The organism is Pectobacterium sp. F1-1 (assembly GCF_025643735.1).
In the GTDB taxonomy this organism is placed as follows: domain Bacteria; phylum Pseudomonadota; class Gammaproteobacteria; order Enterobacterales; family Enterobacteriaceae; genus Pectobacterium; species Pectobacterium colocasium.
On sequence record NZ_CP104733.1, the window covers coordinates 2,995,248 to 3,010,136 of the forward strand.

Below are 14,889 nucleotides of genomic sequence, written 5' to 3' on the forward strand. Positions count from 1 at the left end.
CCAAAAAAAAACCCGGAAACCGGGTTTTTTTAAGACACTATTGCGATCAAATCTTACGGAAGATCAGAGAACCGTTGGTTCCGCCGAAGCCGAAAGAGTTGCACAATACATAGTCCATATTGCTGACCTGACGCGCCTCATGCGGCACAAAATCCAGATCGCAGCCTTCATCTGGATTGTCCAGATTGAGCGTTGGCGGAACGGCTTGATCGCGCAGAGCAAGAATGCTGAAGATAGACTCCACCGCACCTGCCGCACCAAGCAAATGGCCCGTCATTGATTTTGTCGAGCTAACCAGCACGTGACTGGCGTTCTCGCCAAATACGGATTTCACCGCTTGTGCTTCCGCTTTATCTCCCGCTGGCGTAGAGGTGCCATGCGCGTTGATATAGCCGATCTGGCTCGTTGATACACCCGCATCACGCAGGGCGTTTTCCATCGCCAGTGCTGCACCCGAACCGTTCTCTGGCGGGGACGTCATATGATACGCATCGCTGCTCATGCCAAACCCAACAACTTCTGCATAGATTTTCGCACCGCGCTTTTTCGCGTGTTCATACTCTTCCAGCACCATGATGCCAGCACCGTCACCCAGTACAAAACCATCACGATCTTTATCCCACGGACGGCTTGCCGCCTGAGGATCGTCATTGCGCGTAGACAACGCACGAGCAGCACCGAATCCACCGACGCCTAGCGGCGTACTGGCTTTTTCTGCACCACCGGCCAGCATCACATCCGCATCGTTGTAAGCAATAATGCGCGCTGCCTGACCAATATTATGCACTCCAGACGTACAGGCTGTAGCGATAGAGATGCTCGGGCCACGCAGTCCGTACATGATAGTAAGATGCCCAGCCACCATATTGACGATGGTTGACGGCACGAAGAACGGACTGATTTTACGCGGGCCACCGTTTACCAGCGCGGTGTGGTTCTCTTCAATAAGACCCAGACCACCGATGCCAGAACCAATCGCCGCACCGATACGCGGCGCGTTCTCTTCCGTTACTTCCAAACCGGAATCCTGCATAGCCTGAACGCCAGCAGCAACACCGTATTGAATAAAGGCATCCATTTTGCGAGCTTCTTTACGCGAAATGAATTCCTCAGAATTAAAATCCTTTACTAAGCCAGCAAAACGCGTTGCATAGGCACTAGTATCGAAATGGTCGATCAGGCTGATACCACTCTGACCGGCAAGAAGAGCACTCCAGGTAGACTCAACTGTATTGCCGACAGGAGATAACATGCCCAGTCCGGTCACAACTACTCGACGCTTAGACACGCTTATCCTCCAGGGAGGGAAAAAAAGACACTGCGGGACAAAAAAACTTAGGCGGTCGAATGACCGCCTAGATATGTTCGCTTACTGCTGGTTAGCCTGAATGAAATCAATGGCTGCCTGAACAGTCGTGATTTTTTCAGCTTCTTCGTCTGGAATCTCAGTATCAAATTCTTCTTCCAGAGCCATTACCAGCTCAACAGTGTCAAGAGAATCAGCGCCGAGGTCATCAACGAAAGAAGCATTGTTTACGACTTCTTCCTGCTTAACACCAAGCTGTTCAACGATGATTTTCTTAACGCGTTCTTCGATAGTGCTCATACTCTTAAATTTCCTATCAAAACTCGCTTTCGCGATGGTTTTCGTAGTGTATAAAATGTTTGAAAATATGCAACAAAATCTCGGCTGGTCGAACCACGATTTTGTGCTATTTTGCGGTTATCAGCGCAAATAATGCAAATAGTTTTCGAGCTTTTTAGATCATATACATGCCGCCATTGACATGCAATGTTTCGCCAGTAATGTAAGCAGCTTCATCAGAGGCTAAAAATACAACAGCACTGGCGATTTCTTTAGCATCACCGAGTCGGTTAGCTGGAACCTGCGTCAAAATGCCTGCTCGCTGTTCTTCTGTCAATGCCTGAGTCATATCTGTTTCGATAAATCCAGGCGCGACGACGTTGACCGTAATACCACGAGAAGCCACTTCACGCGCGAGGGATTTGCTGAACCCAATCAGTCCGGCCTTCGCTGCCGCGTAGTTAGCTTGCCCTGCATTGCCCATCGTTCCCACAACAGAACCAATGGTAATGATACGGCCAAAACGTTTCTTCATCATGGCACGCATTACTGCTTTAGACATGCGGAATACCGACGTCAGATTGGTATCCAGAATATCCTGCCATTCATCATCTTTCATACGCATCAGCAGGTTATCACGCGTGATGCCCGCGTTATTGATAAGAATATCAACTTCCCCGAATTCCGCGCGAATATCTGCCAATACGCTTTCTACTGATGCTGCATCAGCAACATTCAGCATATAACCTTTACCGTTCTCACCCAGCCAACCGCTGATCGCTTCAGCACCTTTTTCGCTGGTTGCGGTACCAATGACTTTTGCCCCGCGGGCAACCAACGTCTCGGCGATGGCACGCCCTATACCACGGCTTGCACCGGTAACCAGTGCAATTTTCCCCTCAAAACTCATTGTCTTCTCCGTTCTTATTTCTCAATCGCCGCTGATAGAGAAGCAGGATCGTTCACCGCAGCTGCTGTCAGAGTATCGACGATTCGTTTGGTTAAGCCAGTTAATACTTTGCCCGGCCCGACTTCTAACAGTGACTCAACGCCCTGAGAGGCCATGAATTCAACACAGTCCGTCCAGCGCACTGGGCAATAAAGCTGGCGTACCAGCGCATCGCGAATCGCTTCCGGTGTGGTTTCGATGCTCGCATCAACATTATTGACAACCGGGATGACCGGAGCATTAAACGTCACGGACTCCAGCGCAACAGCGAGTTTCTTCGCGGCTGGCTCCATCAGTGCACAGTGTGACGGTACGCTGACAGGCAGCGGCAGCGCACGTTTCGCCCCCGCGGCTTTACACGCTGCACCGGCACGCTCAACGGCGTCTTTATTGCCCGCAATCACCACCTGCCCCGGTGAGTTGAAGTTTACCGGAGAGACCACCTGCCCTTGCGCGGATTCTTCACACGCTTTGGCAATGGCGTCGTTATCAAGCCCGATAATGGCGTACATCGCACCGGTTCCTTCCGGTACCGCTTCCTGCATCAATTTGCCACGCAGTTCAACCAAACGGACAGCCTGTTGGAAATCCAGAACGCCAGCACAAACCAGCGCGGAATATTCACCAAGGCTATGACCAGACATCAGATCAGGCGTTTTCCCCCCCAGTTGCTGCCAGACACGCCAGATAGCAACAGAAGCAGTCAGTAACGCAGGCTGCGTCTGCCAGGTTTTATTCAACTCTTCCGCTGGCCCTTGCTGAGTGAGCTGCCATAAGTCATAACCTAACGCTTCAGAAGCCTGAGCAAACGTTTCAGTGACGATCGGGTGGTCTGCCGCCAGTTCAGCCAACATACCTACCGTCTGCGATCCCTGACCGGGAAACACCATTGCAAATTGCGTCATATCACAATCCTGTTTAATTAAAAACGAACCAGCGCGGAGCCCCAGGTAAAACCGCCGCCGAAGGCTTCAAGCAGCACCAGTTGCCCTGGTTTAATGCGCCCATCGCGCACGGCTTCATCAAGCGCTGAAGGTACGGAAGCCGCGGAGGTATTACCATGACGATCCAGCGTCACAACCACCTTGTCCATCCCCATGCTCAGCTTTTTCGCCGTAGCGCTGATGATTCGCAGGTTAGCCTGATGAGGCACCAGCCAGTCTAATTCACTTTTGTCCAGTTGAGCCGCTTGCAGCGTTTCCTCAACAATATGTGCCAGTTCAGTCACGGCCACTTTAAAGACTTCATTACCCGCCATAGTCAGGTAAGCAGGCGTATCCGCATGGCTACGAGCCTGATTAGGTAGAGCCAACAGTTCACCATAGCGCCCATCGGCATGCAGATGGGTAGAAAGAATGCCCGGCTGCTCTGATGGCGTTAACAATACAGCGCCTGCGCCATCACCGAATAAAATCAGCGTGCCGCGATCTTCAGGATCCAATGTCCGAGACAGCGTATCGGAACCGATCACCAGCGCGTATTTCACCGCACCATTTTTAACGTATTGATCGGCTACGCTCAATGCATAGGTAAAACCGGCACAGGCGGCGGCCAAATCGAAGGCGATCGTATCTTTGATCCCTAACAACTGCTGAATCTGGCAGGCAGAGCTCGGGAAAGCATGGCTTGATGATGTTGTAGCAACAATCAGAAGGCCGACTTCAGAAGGATCGACATTTGCCATTTCCAGCGCGTTCTGCGCGGCACGGTATCCCATGGTCGCAACGTTTTCATCCGGCGCAGCAATTCGGCGCTCACGGATTCCAGTACGTGTGACGATCCATTCGTCCGTCGTTTCCACCATCTTTTCTAAATCAGCGTTCGTCCTGATTTGCTCAGGCAGGTAACTGCCCGTTCCGATTATTTTTGTATACATGTACGCTTAGTCACTCTTGGGTAATACCGCTTCTAGACGGGCGGCAATCCGATCGGGAAGCTGCCGCCGTACCGTCTGCATTGCCTGTTCAATAGCAACCGCAAACGCTCTCTGGTTTGCTGCACCATGGCTTTTGATTACAGTTCCCCGCAATCCTAACAGGCATGCGCCATTATATTGATCGGGGTTCAAATGACCGAAACGCTTTGATAAGCGCTTTTGTAACAAACGTCCCAGCCATTTCAACCACCAGGACCGTTTTTGTGTTTGCCCAGGGCCTGAGGCTGGCGATTTCAGCAGTGACAGGAACATCCTTACCACGCCTTCCACCGTTTTCAGTGTGACATTACCCACAAAGCCATCACAGACCATCACATCCGTTTTCCCCGTCAGCAGATCGTTGCCTTCCAGATAACCGATATAATTTATTGATGGTGCTTCTTTTAACTGTGCTGCTGCTTCACGGATAGTGCTCAGCCCTTTGCTTTCTTCTTCACCAATATTCAACAACGCGACTCGGGGATTCTTCAGCTCCAGCACTTCTTCCGCCATCACTGAACCCATCACGGCAAACTGAACCAGCATTGTGCTATCGCAATCGACATTCGCCCCCAGATCCAACACGACAGTCTTTCCGTGCTGCTGATGAGGTAAGACTGACACCAATGCCGGTCGTTCAATACCTTCAAGTGGCTTAATCAGGAGCTTAGCCAGCCCCATAAGCGCACCCGTGTTGCCTGCGCTTACACAGGCCTGTGCCTTGCCGTCTTTAATCAACTCAAGCGCAATGCGCATCGAGGTACCACGACTCGCACGAATAGCCTGCGACGGCCTCGCATCACTCGCAATAACCGACTCCGCCGGAACAACCTCTAAGCGGGAAAGTAAATCAGAATCGACTTTGGCAAGTAATGGTGTAATCGCAGCAGGATCGCCGACTAATAACAAATTGAGAGCTGGATTAGAAGCCAGTGCCTGCAATGCAGCAGGCACTGTTACGCAGGGACCAAAATCCCCGCCCATCGCATCTAACGCCAGAGTTAGGCGTGTCAAGGTATTGCCTTGCAAATAATTCGCAAGAATTACTTAGCAATAACCTTGCGACCGCGGTAGTAACCATCCGCAGTGATGTGGTGACGCAGGTGAGTTTCGCCAGAAACTTTATCTACGGATACAGAAGAGGTAGTCAGCGCATCGTGTGAACGACGCATACCACGTTTGGAACGGCTAGGTTTGTTTTGTTGTACGGCCATGGACCTTACTCCTTAATTACTTACGCTTTAAACTGGCTAATACGGCAAACGGATTTGGTTTTTCCGCCTCTTCAGGCAGTTGGCCAAACACCATGTCCGCTTCGGACACTTCACAGTGTTCAGAATCATGCACCGGGGCGATAGGCAACATCAGAATAATTTCATCTTCAATCATTGCCAGCAGATCGACTTCGCCAAACTCATCAACGCCGATCGGCTCATACGCTTCCGGTAACGCTTCGGCCTGCTCATCATTGACGACCGGGCTAAAACAGAATGTCGCATGGACTTGATGCTCAAACGGCTTTCCGCAACGTTGACACATCAGTGTGACCGTAACATCGGCGTTACCGTCGATCACTGCCAGACGCTGATTATCAATATTGAAAGATAAAGAGGCCTGAACATCACTATCCACACTCACCACTGATTCGGCAACACGCTCTACTTGTTCCGGCGAATAGACACCAACGTAATCTAAACGCTTCTGAGCAGTGCGGACCGCATCAAGGGTTAAGGGTAATTTTACCTTTTGCATAGGGCGCGCATATTAACGTCGTAACGACATAGAGTCAAAGAAAAAGGCAGTGAGGCACCACCTTTCACCAATATTCGCTTCCAGAGCGGCGCACAGTTTAAAATGCCTTTCATCATTACGCTACGGTTTATCAAAAAATTATGCAGCAGATTGTTCTTGCCTCAACCTCACCTTATCGCCGCGCCTTATTGGACAAGCTGGCGATCCCCTTTGTTTGCGCAGCACCGGATATTGATGAAACACCACACCCAGGAGAAAGCGCCATCGATCTTGTAATCCGCCTTGCTGAAAACAAAGCTAAAGCGTTGGCCACGCACTACCCCAATCACCTGATTATCGGCTCCGATCAGGTTTGCGTTCTGGGGAATACCATTACAGGAAAACCACATAATAAGGTTAACGCGACGCGGCAGTTACAAGAGGCCAGCGGGAAATGTGTTTCCTTTTTTACCGGTTTAGCACTTTTCAATAGCGCGACGCAGGAAATACAGAGCATCGCTGAGCCATTTGATGTGCATTTTAGAACGCTAACGGAAACGGAAATTGATGGCTATCTGGAGAAAGAGCAGCCGTGGAACTGTGCTGGCAGCTTCAAAAGCGAAGGGCTGGGCATTGCGTTATTTGAACGATTATCCGGGCGCGATCCCAATACGCTCATTGGGTTACCATTGATCGCGCTGATTCAGATGCTACAAAAGGAAGGCATTAACCCTTTGACGGCATAATACCAATCGGGATAGCACAATGACGCGCTATCCCGACAGATAAAAGCATTAGGTATCAGCAGTTACGCTTTTGTCTTGCGCAGCGCCTGAAGACAGCGACGTAGTCCGCTATCCAATGGCGCTTCGATTCTCAGCGTCTCGCCAGTATTCGGGTGCTCAAAACGCAGCGCCTGCGCATGCAAGAACAAACGTTTTAAACCGGTGTCCGCCAGCTGTTCATCGAACTCCCGATCGCCATAACGGTCGTCAAATGCTATCGGATGCCCGGCATACTGCGTGTGTACACGAATTTGATGCGTACGTCCGGTGACAGGACTCGCTCTCACCAGCGTCGCATTCTCAAAACGCTCTTCTACCTTAAAGCGCGTTTCCGACGGCTTACCTTCGCTGTTAACACGCACGACGCGCTCACCGCTTTGCAGAATATTTTTCAACAACGGAGCCTGAACGACTTTACAGTGAGACTGCCACTCGCCACGAACCAGCGCCAGGTAATCTTTTTGCATACCTTTTAGCCGCAGCTGTTCATGCAAAGAACGTAAAGCTGAGCGTTTTTTTGCCACCAGCAAAACGCCTGACGTGTCGCGATCGAGACGGTGTACCAGCTCCAGAAAACGTGCTTCCGGGCGTAAAGCGCGCAGCCCTTCAATCACGCCGAAGCTCAGGCCACTACCGCCGTGTACGGCGGTACCCGAAGGTTTATTCAGCACCAGTAAGTAATCATCTTCGTAAATAATGCACTCGGCCAACGCCGCGACTTTACCAAGACTCGCAGAAACAGGCGTTTCATCACGTTCCGCCTGTCGAATAGGCGGAATACGAATAACGTCACCGTCGAGCAATTTATACTCAGGCTTGACACGCTTTTTATTTATCCTTACCTCACCTTTACGCAAGATGCGGTAAACCATGCTTTTAGGCACACCCTTTAAGTGGGTATGCAAAAAATTATCGACGCGCTGCCCCGCTTCATCTGCGGAGATCGTCACAAATTGTACTGAAGGATTATCTGTTTTCATGATGCGCGATTCTAAATAGAGCAACCCGATAGCGCCACTTCTTTTTCTGTGCTTAACTGTGTGTCTGACTTATGAAGATATTGTTGCACTATCTGCTAAATAGCGTGGCTGCCAGATAACACGGGTAAGTAACGGGTGAATTGCGTTGTAGCATCAAACCCTGCTCGTTTTGCTGATAACGACAGAACTATCTTTATACAGACAGGCAAAGTCACCTTGCTATAACGGTATCAGCAGTGGAATAATGCTTTTGCGTTTCCCACGCGGATTTCCGATAAAACACGGGGAAATTGCGAAATTATTAAATTTGCCTGATGACGCACACACGCAGCAATGGCGTAAGACGTAATGCGAAATCAAGCAGTTAGCGGGCTGCGGATTGCAGCTTGGCCGGCAAATGGAATCAGATCTGGCGACATTATTCAGAAGCTGTTCCCTCAGTAAATGCGCTGTTTTCCATCAGGAAACACAGGCTACCGAAACATGCGTCTCTATGCAGGCGACAACCGGGAGGTTGACGTCCCTGCGATAAGCCACGAGGCCATCGGTTCACTCCGGTCATGCGGTTCTTTTGTCCGCAGCTCTATCAATAATGCAAGTAAAAATAACGAGTAAGTTGAAGATGAAAAGAATGTTAATTAACGCAACTCAGCAGGAAGAGTTGCGTGTTGCCTTGGTTGATGGTCAGCGGCTGTATGATTTGGATATCGAAAGTCCAGGTCATGAGCAGAAGAAAGCAAATATCTACAAAGGTAAAATCACTCGTATCGAACCCAGTCTTGAAGCGGCTTTTGTTGATTACGGCGCAGAAAGACATGGTTTCCTCCCTCTTAAAGAAATCGCCCGCGAATACTTCCCCAGCAACTATGCTTCCCATGGTCGTCCTAACATTAAAGATGTGTTACGTGAAGGTCAGGAAGTCATTGTTCAGGTAGACAAAGAAGAGCGTGGCAACAAAGGCGCAGCGCTGACCACCTTTATCAGCCTGGCGGGTAGCTATCTGGTCTTAATGCCGAATAACCCGCGTGCCGGTGGAATCTCCCGCCGCATCGAAGGTGACGATCGCACCGAGCTCAAAGAAGCACTGGGATCGCTGCAACTACCTGATGGTATGGGACTCATTGTTCGCACCGCGGGTGTAGGCAAATCCGCTGAGGCTCTGCAATGGGATCTGGCTTTCCGTCTGAAACACTGGGACGCGATCAAAAAAGCCGCCGAAGGCCGCCCTGCACCATTCCTGATCCATCAGGAAAGTAATGTCATTGTCCGCGCTTTCCGTGATTATCTGCGCCCGGACATTGGCGAAATTTTGATTGATAACCCCAAAATTCTCGATCTGGCGAAAGAACATATTTCTGCGTTGGGTCGCCCTGATTTCAGCAGCAAATCAAACTGTACAGTGGTGAAATCCCGCTTTTCAGCCACTATCAGATCGAATCGCAGATCGAATCGGCTTTCCAGCGTGAGGTTCGTTTGCCATCCGGCGGTTCTATCGTTATCGATACCACCGAAGCGCTGACAGCGATTGATATTAACTCCGCCAGAGCAACGCGCGGTGGCGATATCGAAGAAACAGCGTTTAATACCAACCTTGAAGCCGCAGATGAAATTGCTCGCCAATTGCGCCTGCGTGACCTCGGTGGCCTGATCGTTATCGACTTCATCGATATGACTCCGGTTCGCCACCAGCGTGAAGTGGAAAACCGCCTGCGTGATTCCGTACGTCAGGATCGTGCGCGTATTCAGATTGGCCGCATTTCTCGCTTCGGCCTGTTGGAAATGTCGCGTCAGCGCCTGAGCCCGTCATTGGGCGAATCCAGCCACCACGTCTGCCCACGCTGTAGCGGGACAGGGACGATTCGTGACAATGAATCACTTTCACTGTCCATTCTTCGTCTGATTGAAGAAGAAGCGCTGAAAGAAAATACCAAAGAAGTCCACGCGATTGTTCCAGTCCAGATTGCTTCTTATCTGCTGAACGAGAAGCGTGACGCTGTTAACGCCATTGAGAAACGTCAAGGTGGCGTGCGCGCCGTCATCGTGCCACACGACGGTATGCAAACGCCGCACTACTCCGTTGTCCGCGTCCGTAAAGGCGAAGAAAAGCCAACGCTCAGCTATCTGCTGCCTCAGCGTTTGGAAACGGAAACGCAGCAACAGCAAGACGAACAAACCATTGAGCGTAAACAGCCGGAGCAGCCCGCTTTAGCAACGTTTACCATGGCAGAAATGCCAGCGGAAACCGCACCATCGGTAGCTAAAGCGACGCCTGCTGCTGCAAAACCAGCAGAAGCCGCTCAGCCAGGCCTTATCAGCCGTTTCTTCAGCGCCTTAAAAAGCGTCTTTGCTTCTGAATCCGCGGTAAAAGCAGCGGATAACGTTGACGAGAAGAAAGCAGAAGAAGAGAAATCCTCGGAAGGTCAGCGTTCTGAACGTCGTAATTCACGCCGTCAGGGTAATAATCGCCGCGATCGTGGTTCTCGTGACAATCGTGACAATCGTGACAATCGTGACAATCGTGAACAGCGTGATGAGCAGCGCCGTAATAAGCGACAGAACGAGGAAGTAGTTGCGGAAAACGCGGAGAAAACCGGTTCAGAAGAACAGCCGCGTCGTGAACCGCGTGCTGAGCGCCAGCGTCGTCGTCAGGATGAGCGCCGTCAGGCTTCTAATGAGGTAAAAGCTCAGCCAGCAGTTGATGATTCCGATGACAGTGCAGCCGAGCAGGATAAACCGACTCAGGTTATGCCGCGTCGCCAACGCCGTCAGTTGACACAGAAAGTACGCGTTCAGTCCGACGTTCAGCAGGATACCCTCTCAGATAGCACGGCACCTGTCGCCACGCCATCTGAGCAGGCTCAATCTTACGTCAAACCAAACGATGCTGCGGTAGACAATACCGAGGTCGATAGCGAGCAAAGCGACGCAAATCGTGCCAACGCCGAGAACGGCGGTATGCCACGTCGTTCACGTCGCTCGCCGCGTCACCTGCGCGTCAGCGGTCAACGTCGTCGTCGCTATCGTGATGAACGCTACCCGTCCCAGTCACCGATGCAGTTGGAATTTGCTGCCGCGTCGCCAGAAATGGCATCAGGGAAAGTGTGGGTTAGCTACCCTGTTGCGCAGCAGGCTGAAAACCAACCGCAGGACGAAAACGTTGCAGCGATTGAAACACCACTGTTACCTGCCGTCGTTGAAGCCGTAGTGACGACACCGTCAGATACAGCAGAATCCAACGCAGTGGAAAACGTGGTGGTAGCTGAAGCTGTCGCTCAGGAAGACGCTGTTGTCACCGCAACAGCACAATCTGCCGACGTGATTCAGGATAGCAATGTCGCCAATATCGAGGTGAGTGCCGCAGACGAAGAAACTGTCGTCGAGCCTGTTACCGAAAGCACCGCGATCGATGATGCTATCGCTGCGGTTGCCCTGAGTGCCGTTGAGGAAGCAAAGGCTGTGGATACGGCTCTGGCTACTGAAGACGCGCAGATCGCTGAACCTGTTGCGACTGCAAGCACAATCGCTGAAACGGTCGTGGCTGACGATGTCGTTACAGAAGCGGCAGCAGAAGACAAGCAGGTGGATAGCATCGCTGATGCAATCGAGAACGCAGATGTGGCAGTTCCCGTTGCTACTCCAGCGGTTTCCGCAGTACAAGAAACCAGCGCGCCACAAAACGTTCAGGATAACCCCGTAGCCACGACGATCAGCGCACAGCCGATTGTGGCAGAACCTGTATCGAGCGTAACAAAAGCAGCAACCGTTGCTGAGCAACCTCGCTATAAGTTCCATGCGACAGCGCCAATGACTAAAGCGCCAGCGCCGGTATACCACGCGGAACCTGCCCGACACAGTGATTGGGTTCGCCCTGCCTATCCGTTCTCTGGAAAAGGTTCGGCAGGTGGCCATTCCGCAGTTAATCAGTCAACTGCGCCAGCAACCAAGCCTACGCCAGTCAGCGAGTAGTCCTGATTCCTATAGACAAACACCCGCCAATTGGCGGGTGTTTTTTTATGCACTACCTTTTTTATTCACTAACTGTTATTAGCCTAAAAAATTCAATAGTTTGATATCTACACTGTCCGTTTTACCATTCAGTTCAGCCAACAGGCTCTTGAAGTGTTCGCTCTGCTCATGTGATGTCAACGCCTCTCGATCTTTCCAGCGCTCGAAGAACACAAACGAACCCGCTTTATCTACGACTTCATGCAGATCGTACTGCACATTACCTGTTTCCTGTCGGCTAGGTGCCACCACACGTTTTAGCGTTGCGGCAACGTCTGCAATAAACTCTGCTTTTGCCTGAATGGTGGCGACAATACGAATTTCCATATACATCCCTTATTTATCAATGAAAAGATAATGCTATCAGATGCCAATCTGCGGTTAATTTCAAGCATTCATCAACAAACGGATGCATTCGAATGGCTTTACGCTTATCCTTATCCCCCGCCGTATCAGTCCCGAAACCAACCGAAAGACGATGTTTTTCTACTGACCGCCGGAGCGCAATTCCATGACCGCACAGCCCACTATTCTTAAAATCCGTCGCCCTGACGATTGGCACATTCACCTGCGTGACGATCGGATGCTGGAAACCGTTCTCCCCTATACCAGCCGTTTCTTTGGCCGTGCGATTGTTATGCCTAACCTGACGCCACCGATTACCAGCGTGGCCAGCGCTATCGCATATCGTCAGCGTATTCTGGCCGCGGTTCCGCAGGGCGATGACTTTCAGCCGTTGATGACGTGCTACCTGACCGATGCGCTTGATGCCAATGAAATCGTGAATGGCTTTGAGCAAGGCGTCTTTACCGCAGCCAAATTATACCCGGCCAATGCCACAACAAACTCCAGCCATGGGGTAACCAGCGTCGCCAATATCTCCAGTATTCTGGAGAAAATGCAAAAAATGGGTATGCCGCTGCTCATCCATGGTGAAGTGACCGACGCTGCCGTTGATATTTTCGATCGGGAAGCACGTTTCATCGAAACGGTGCTGGAGCCATTGCGCCAAGATTTCCCGGAACTGAAAGTCGTCCTTGAGCACATTACGACAAAAGAAGCCGCGCAGTATGTTGTTGAAGGTAATGATTATCTCGCCGCTACCATTACACCGCAGCATCTGATGTTTAACCGCAATCATATGCTGGTTGGCGGCGTTCGCCCTCACCTGTACTGCCTGCCTATCTTAAAACGCAATACCCATCAGCAGGCGCTACGTGAAGCCGTCGCCAGCGGCTGTGAACGCCTTTTCCTCGGTACTGACTCCGCGCCTCACGCAAAACACCGAAAAGAATCCAGCTGTGGCTGTGCCGGCGTGTTCAATGCTCAGGCGGCATTAAGTACCTACGCCACCGTTTTTGAAGAAATGAACGCGCTTGATAAACTCGAGGCCTTCTGCTCCCTGAACGGCCCACGTTTTTATGACCTACCGGTGAACGACAGTTGGATTGAACTTCACCGTGAAACGGTCACGTTCCCGGAAGAAATCTCTCTCGGCGACGAGTCACTCATCCCCTTCCTGGCGGGACAAAGCCTCAACTGGTCAGTCTGCTAATCGACAAGCCCATCTGCATTATGCCGATGGGCTAAATTTTATTGCGCGTCTTGTTCTCCACTTGCAATAACTGTATAAATAAACAGTTTAAAATTTGGAGGTCACGATGCGCGTAGAAATCACTCTTGCAAAGACAACGCCGTTACCCGCCGGTGCGATTGAAGCACTCAGGCATGAGCTGGAAAAGCGTATTCACAAAATTTACCCCGATACCCCCATTCAGGTTCGTTATGCATCCGCAAATAACCTGACGGTCATGGGTGCAGGCAAAGATGACAAAGATCGTATCTCTGAAATCTTGCAGGAAACGTGGGAAAGCGCCGACGACTGGTTTACGGCAGAATAATCTAAAGCTTGAAAGATAAGGAAGATATGGGCTGTAATGGCAGTTTAAAGCGGCATTTCGCCATGTGCTATGACCGAGGGTATCTGTTATGACGGTAGAAAAACCAGAAGAGGCAATGACATTCGGGGAACTGCTGGAGCTGATTGGCGAGCAGCAACGTAAAATTGATGCTCTGGAACTCGCCTTCTCGTCTTTGGCATTCTGCCTTGATGAAAAAGCTAACAAACTGATGATTCACAATTTAACATTGGAATCTCAGAATGAGAATCGAGATCCCGCGATGAAGAAATATCTTGCTCGGCTTGCCGCTGCATTAGAGAACAATACAGGAACCAGCGCAGACTAATGTTCTCCCCCCAGTGACAATACCCTCGGGATGAAAATCTATTCGTCCCGATATTTCATCAGAACCATCACCTACGCCTTCGTCATACCTGCCTGTGTAATTTTTTTTACACAAAAAATGAAAATATTTCCCATAAAACAAATAAGCAGCAGTATACTCATAATGCTCATTCAAAAATAATGAGCTACCAGAAGCCTCATTAGTCACTCATGTTAGTAACTAGTCAATAAGGGGTATTTATGGATAGAAAAAATGAAGTTATTCAGACACATCCTCTTGTAGGTTGGGACATCAGCACCGTTGACAGTTATGACGCCATGATGATCCGTTTACACTACTTATCCACCTCGGATCAAGCACCAGACGAAGCGCATGTTGATCGAACCCTTTGGCTAACGACCGATGTTGCCAGACAGCTGATACATATACTTGAAGCTGGCATTGCGAAAATCGAATCGACAGACTGTGACGTCAGTGATTATCAAAAACATTAGCCATTGATAGCGTTATTAATATTATATTCAATACCCACGAATTTGCGTTAATACCATTTGCATTCATAACAATACCGCCCTACTGGCGGTATTGTTATTTCAGAACACGGTATTTCCCTCATGTTTTAAGACTCGTAAGTTGAAGTACAACCCTCCTGTAATCGCGAAACAGCTGACCTGCTTTGTTCATTATTACCA

The 14,889-nt window shown here is 50.4% G+C and carries 15 protein-coding genes and 1 pseudogene; 6 read left to right on the plus strand and 10 right to left on the minus strand.

The annotated features are described in order from the left end of the window. Positions 1-46: 46 nt before the first annotated feature. The 8 genes from fabF to yceD form a co-directional block, all read right to left on the minus strand. Positions 47-1,288, minus strand: coding sequence for a beta-ketoacyl-ACP synthase II (fabF, locus tag NAL19_RS13230; protein ID WP_225085013.1), 1,242 nt, complete (start codon positions 1,286-1,288; stop codon positions 47-49). A gap of 81 nt (positions 1,289-1,369) precedes the next feature. After that, on the minus strand, positions 1,370-1,606 hold the full coding sequence (gene acpP / locus NAL19_RS13235; protein ID WP_005970506.1) for an acyl carrier protein: 237 nt from the start codon (positions 1,604-1,606) through the stop codon (positions 1,370-1,372). Between the two features lie 154 nt (positions 1,607-1,760). Further along, positions 1,761-2,495: a 3-oxoacyl-ACP reductase FabG gene (gene fabG / locus NAL19_RS13240; RefSeq protein ID WP_225085014.1), complete on the minus strand. Its 735-nt coding sequence runs from the start codon at positions 2,493-2,495 to the stop codon at positions 1,761-1,763. Positions 2,496-2,509: 14 nt separating this feature from the next. Continuing rightward, positions 2,510-3,439 (minus strand): ACP S-malonyltransferase, encoded by a 930-nt coding sequence (gene fabD, locus NAL19_RS13245; RefSeq protein WP_263057601.1) that lies wholly within the window; start codon positions 3,437-3,439, stop codon positions 2,510-2,512. 17 nt (positions 3,440-3,456) lie between these two features. Beyond that, entirely contained in the window at positions 3,457-4,410 is a 954-nt protein-coding gene (locus NAL19_RS13250) for a beta-ketoacyl-ACP synthase III (protein ID WP_263057602.1), read from the minus strand. 6 nt (positions 4,411-4,416) lie between these two features. Further along, on the minus strand, positions 4,417-5,463 hold the full coding sequence (gene plsX, locus NAL19_RS13255; protein WP_225085017.1) for a phosphate acyltransferase PlsX: 1,047 nt from the start codon (positions 5,461-5,463) through the stop codon (positions 4,417-4,419). Positions 5,464-5,492: 29 nt separating this feature from the next. After that, on the minus strand, positions 5,493-5,663 hold the full coding sequence (gene rpmF, locus NAL19_RS13260; protein ID WP_011093369.1) for a 50S ribosomal protein L32: 171 nt from the start codon (positions 5,661-5,663) through the stop codon (positions 5,493-5,495). 16 nt (positions 5,664-5,679) lie between these two features. Further along, positions 5,680-6,201 carry a 23S rRNA accumulation protein YceD gene (gene yceD / locus NAL19_RS13265; RefSeq protein WP_263057603.1) on the minus strand — a complete coding sequence of 174 codons (522 nt, stop codon included), beginning with the start codon at positions 6,199-6,201 and terminating at the stop codon, positions 5,680-5,682. A 140-nt stretch (positions 6,202-6,341) separates the two neighbouring features. Between yceD and NAL19_RS13270 the strand changes: the two genes are divergently transcribed. Beyond that, positions 6,342-6,926: a Maf family protein gene (locus tag NAL19_RS13270; protein ID WP_263057604.1), complete on the plus strand. Its 585-nt coding sequence runs from the start codon at positions 6,342-6,344 to the stop codon at positions 6,924-6,926. Between the two features lie 62 nt (positions 6,927-6,988). Here NAL19_RS13270 and rluC read toward each other — a convergent pair whose 3' ends face one another. After that, positions 6,989-7,945 (minus strand): 23S rRNA pseudouridine(955/2504/2580) synthase RluC, encoded by a 957-nt coding sequence (rluC, locus tag NAL19_RS13275; protein WP_263057605.1) that lies wholly within the window; start codon positions 7,943-7,945, stop codon positions 6,989-6,991. 622 nt (positions 7,946-8,567) lie between these two features. Between rluC and rne the strand changes: the two are divergent. After that, positions 8,568-11,911, plus strand: a pseudogene (gene rne / locus NAL19_RS13280) (ribonuclease E). Between the two features lie 78 nt (positions 11,912-11,989). On the opposite strand, the gene NAL19_RS13285 reads toward rne, so the two are convergent. Continuing rightward, positions 11,990-12,277, minus strand: a complete 288-nt coding sequence (locus tag NAL19_RS13285) for a putative quinol monooxygenase (RefSeq protein WP_263057606.1) — start codon at positions 12,275-12,277, stop codon at positions 11,990-11,992. 184 nt (positions 12,278-12,461) lie between these two features. On the opposite strand from NAL19_RS13285, the gene pyrC reads away from it, so the two are divergent. The 4 genes from pyrC (at position 12,462) to bssS (ending at position 14,691) form a co-directional block, all read left to right on the plus strand. After that, a complete protein-coding gene (gene pyrC / locus NAL19_RS13290) occupies positions 12,462-13,505 on the plus strand; it encodes a dihydroorotase (RefSeq protein ID WP_263057607.1) in 1,044 nt (347 codons plus the stop codon). Between the two features lie 106 nt (positions 13,506-13,611). Beyond that, complete coding sequence (gene dinI, locus NAL19_RS13295; RefSeq protein ID WP_263057608.1) at positions 13,612-13,851, plus strand: DNA damage-inducible protein I; 240 nt, start codon at positions 13,612-13,614, stop codon at positions 13,849-13,851. An 88-nt stretch (positions 13,852-13,939) separates the two neighbouring features. Then, positions 13,940-14,197, plus strand: a complete 258-nt coding sequence (locus tag NAL19_RS13300) for a hypothetical protein (RefSeq protein ID WP_225085025.1) — start codon at positions 13,940-13,942, stop codon at positions 14,195-14,197. Between the two features lie 239 nt (positions 14,198-14,436). Continuing rightward, complete coding sequence (bssS, locus tag NAL19_RS13305; RefSeq protein ID WP_263057609.1) at positions 14,437-14,691, plus strand: biofilm formation regulator BssS; 255 nt, start codon at positions 14,437-14,439, stop codon at positions 14,689-14,691. Positions 14,692-14,889: the final 198 nt, after the last annotated feature.

Excerpts from the sequence above, each read along its gene's own strand:
- NAL19_RS13270 (WP_263057604.1), top strand. The coding sequence starts at position 6,342 with ATGCAGCAGATTGTTCTTGCCTCAACCTCACCTTATCGCCGCGCCTTA.
- fabD (WP_263057601.1), bottom strand. The coding sequence starts at position 3,439 with ATGACGCAATTTGCAATGGTGTTTCCCGGTCAGGGATCGCAGACGGTA.
- pyrC (WP_263057607.1), top strand. The coding sequence starts at position 12,462 with ATGACCGCACAGCCCACTATTCTTAAAATCCGTCGCCCTGACGATTGG.
- fabG (WP_225085014.1), bottom strand. The coding sequence starts at position 2,495 with ATGAGTTTTGAGGGGAAAATTGCACTGGTTACCGGTGCAAGCCGTGGT.
- NAL19_RS13250 (WP_263057602.1), bottom strand. The coding sequence starts at position 4,410 with ATGTATACAAAAATAATCGGAACGGGCAGTTACCTGCCTGAGCAAATC.
- yceD (WP_263057603.1), bottom strand. The coding sequence starts at position 6,201 with ATGCAAAAGGTAAAATTACCCTTAACCCTTGATGCGGTCCGCACTGCT.
- rpmF (WP_011093369.1), bottom strand. The coding sequence starts at position 5,663 with ATGGCCGTACAACAAAACAAACCTAGCCGTTCCAAACGTGGTATGCGT.
- NAL19_RS13300 (WP_225085025.1), top strand. The coding sequence starts at position 13,940 with ATGACGGTAGAAAAACCAGAAGAGGCAATGACATTCGGGGAACTGCTG.
- bssS (WP_263057609.1), top strand. The coding sequence starts at position 14,437 with ATGGATAGAAAAAATGAAGTTATTCAGACACATCCTCTTGTAGGTTGG.
- acpP (WP_005970506.1), bottom strand. The coding sequence starts at position 1,606 with ATGAGCACTATCGAAGAACGCGTTAAGAAAATCATCGTTGAACAGCTT.
- dinI (WP_263057608.1), top strand. The coding sequence starts at position 13,612 with ATGCGCGTAGAAATCACTCTTGCAAAGACAACGCCGTTACCCGCCGGT.
- rluC (WP_263057605.1), bottom strand. The coding sequence starts at position 7,945 with ATGAAAACAGATAATCCTTCAGTACAATTTGTGACGATCTCCGCAGAT.
- NAL19_RS13285 (WP_263057606.1), bottom strand. The coding sequence starts at position 12,277 with ATGGAAATTCGTATTGTCGCCACCATTCAGGCAAAAGCAGAGTTTATT.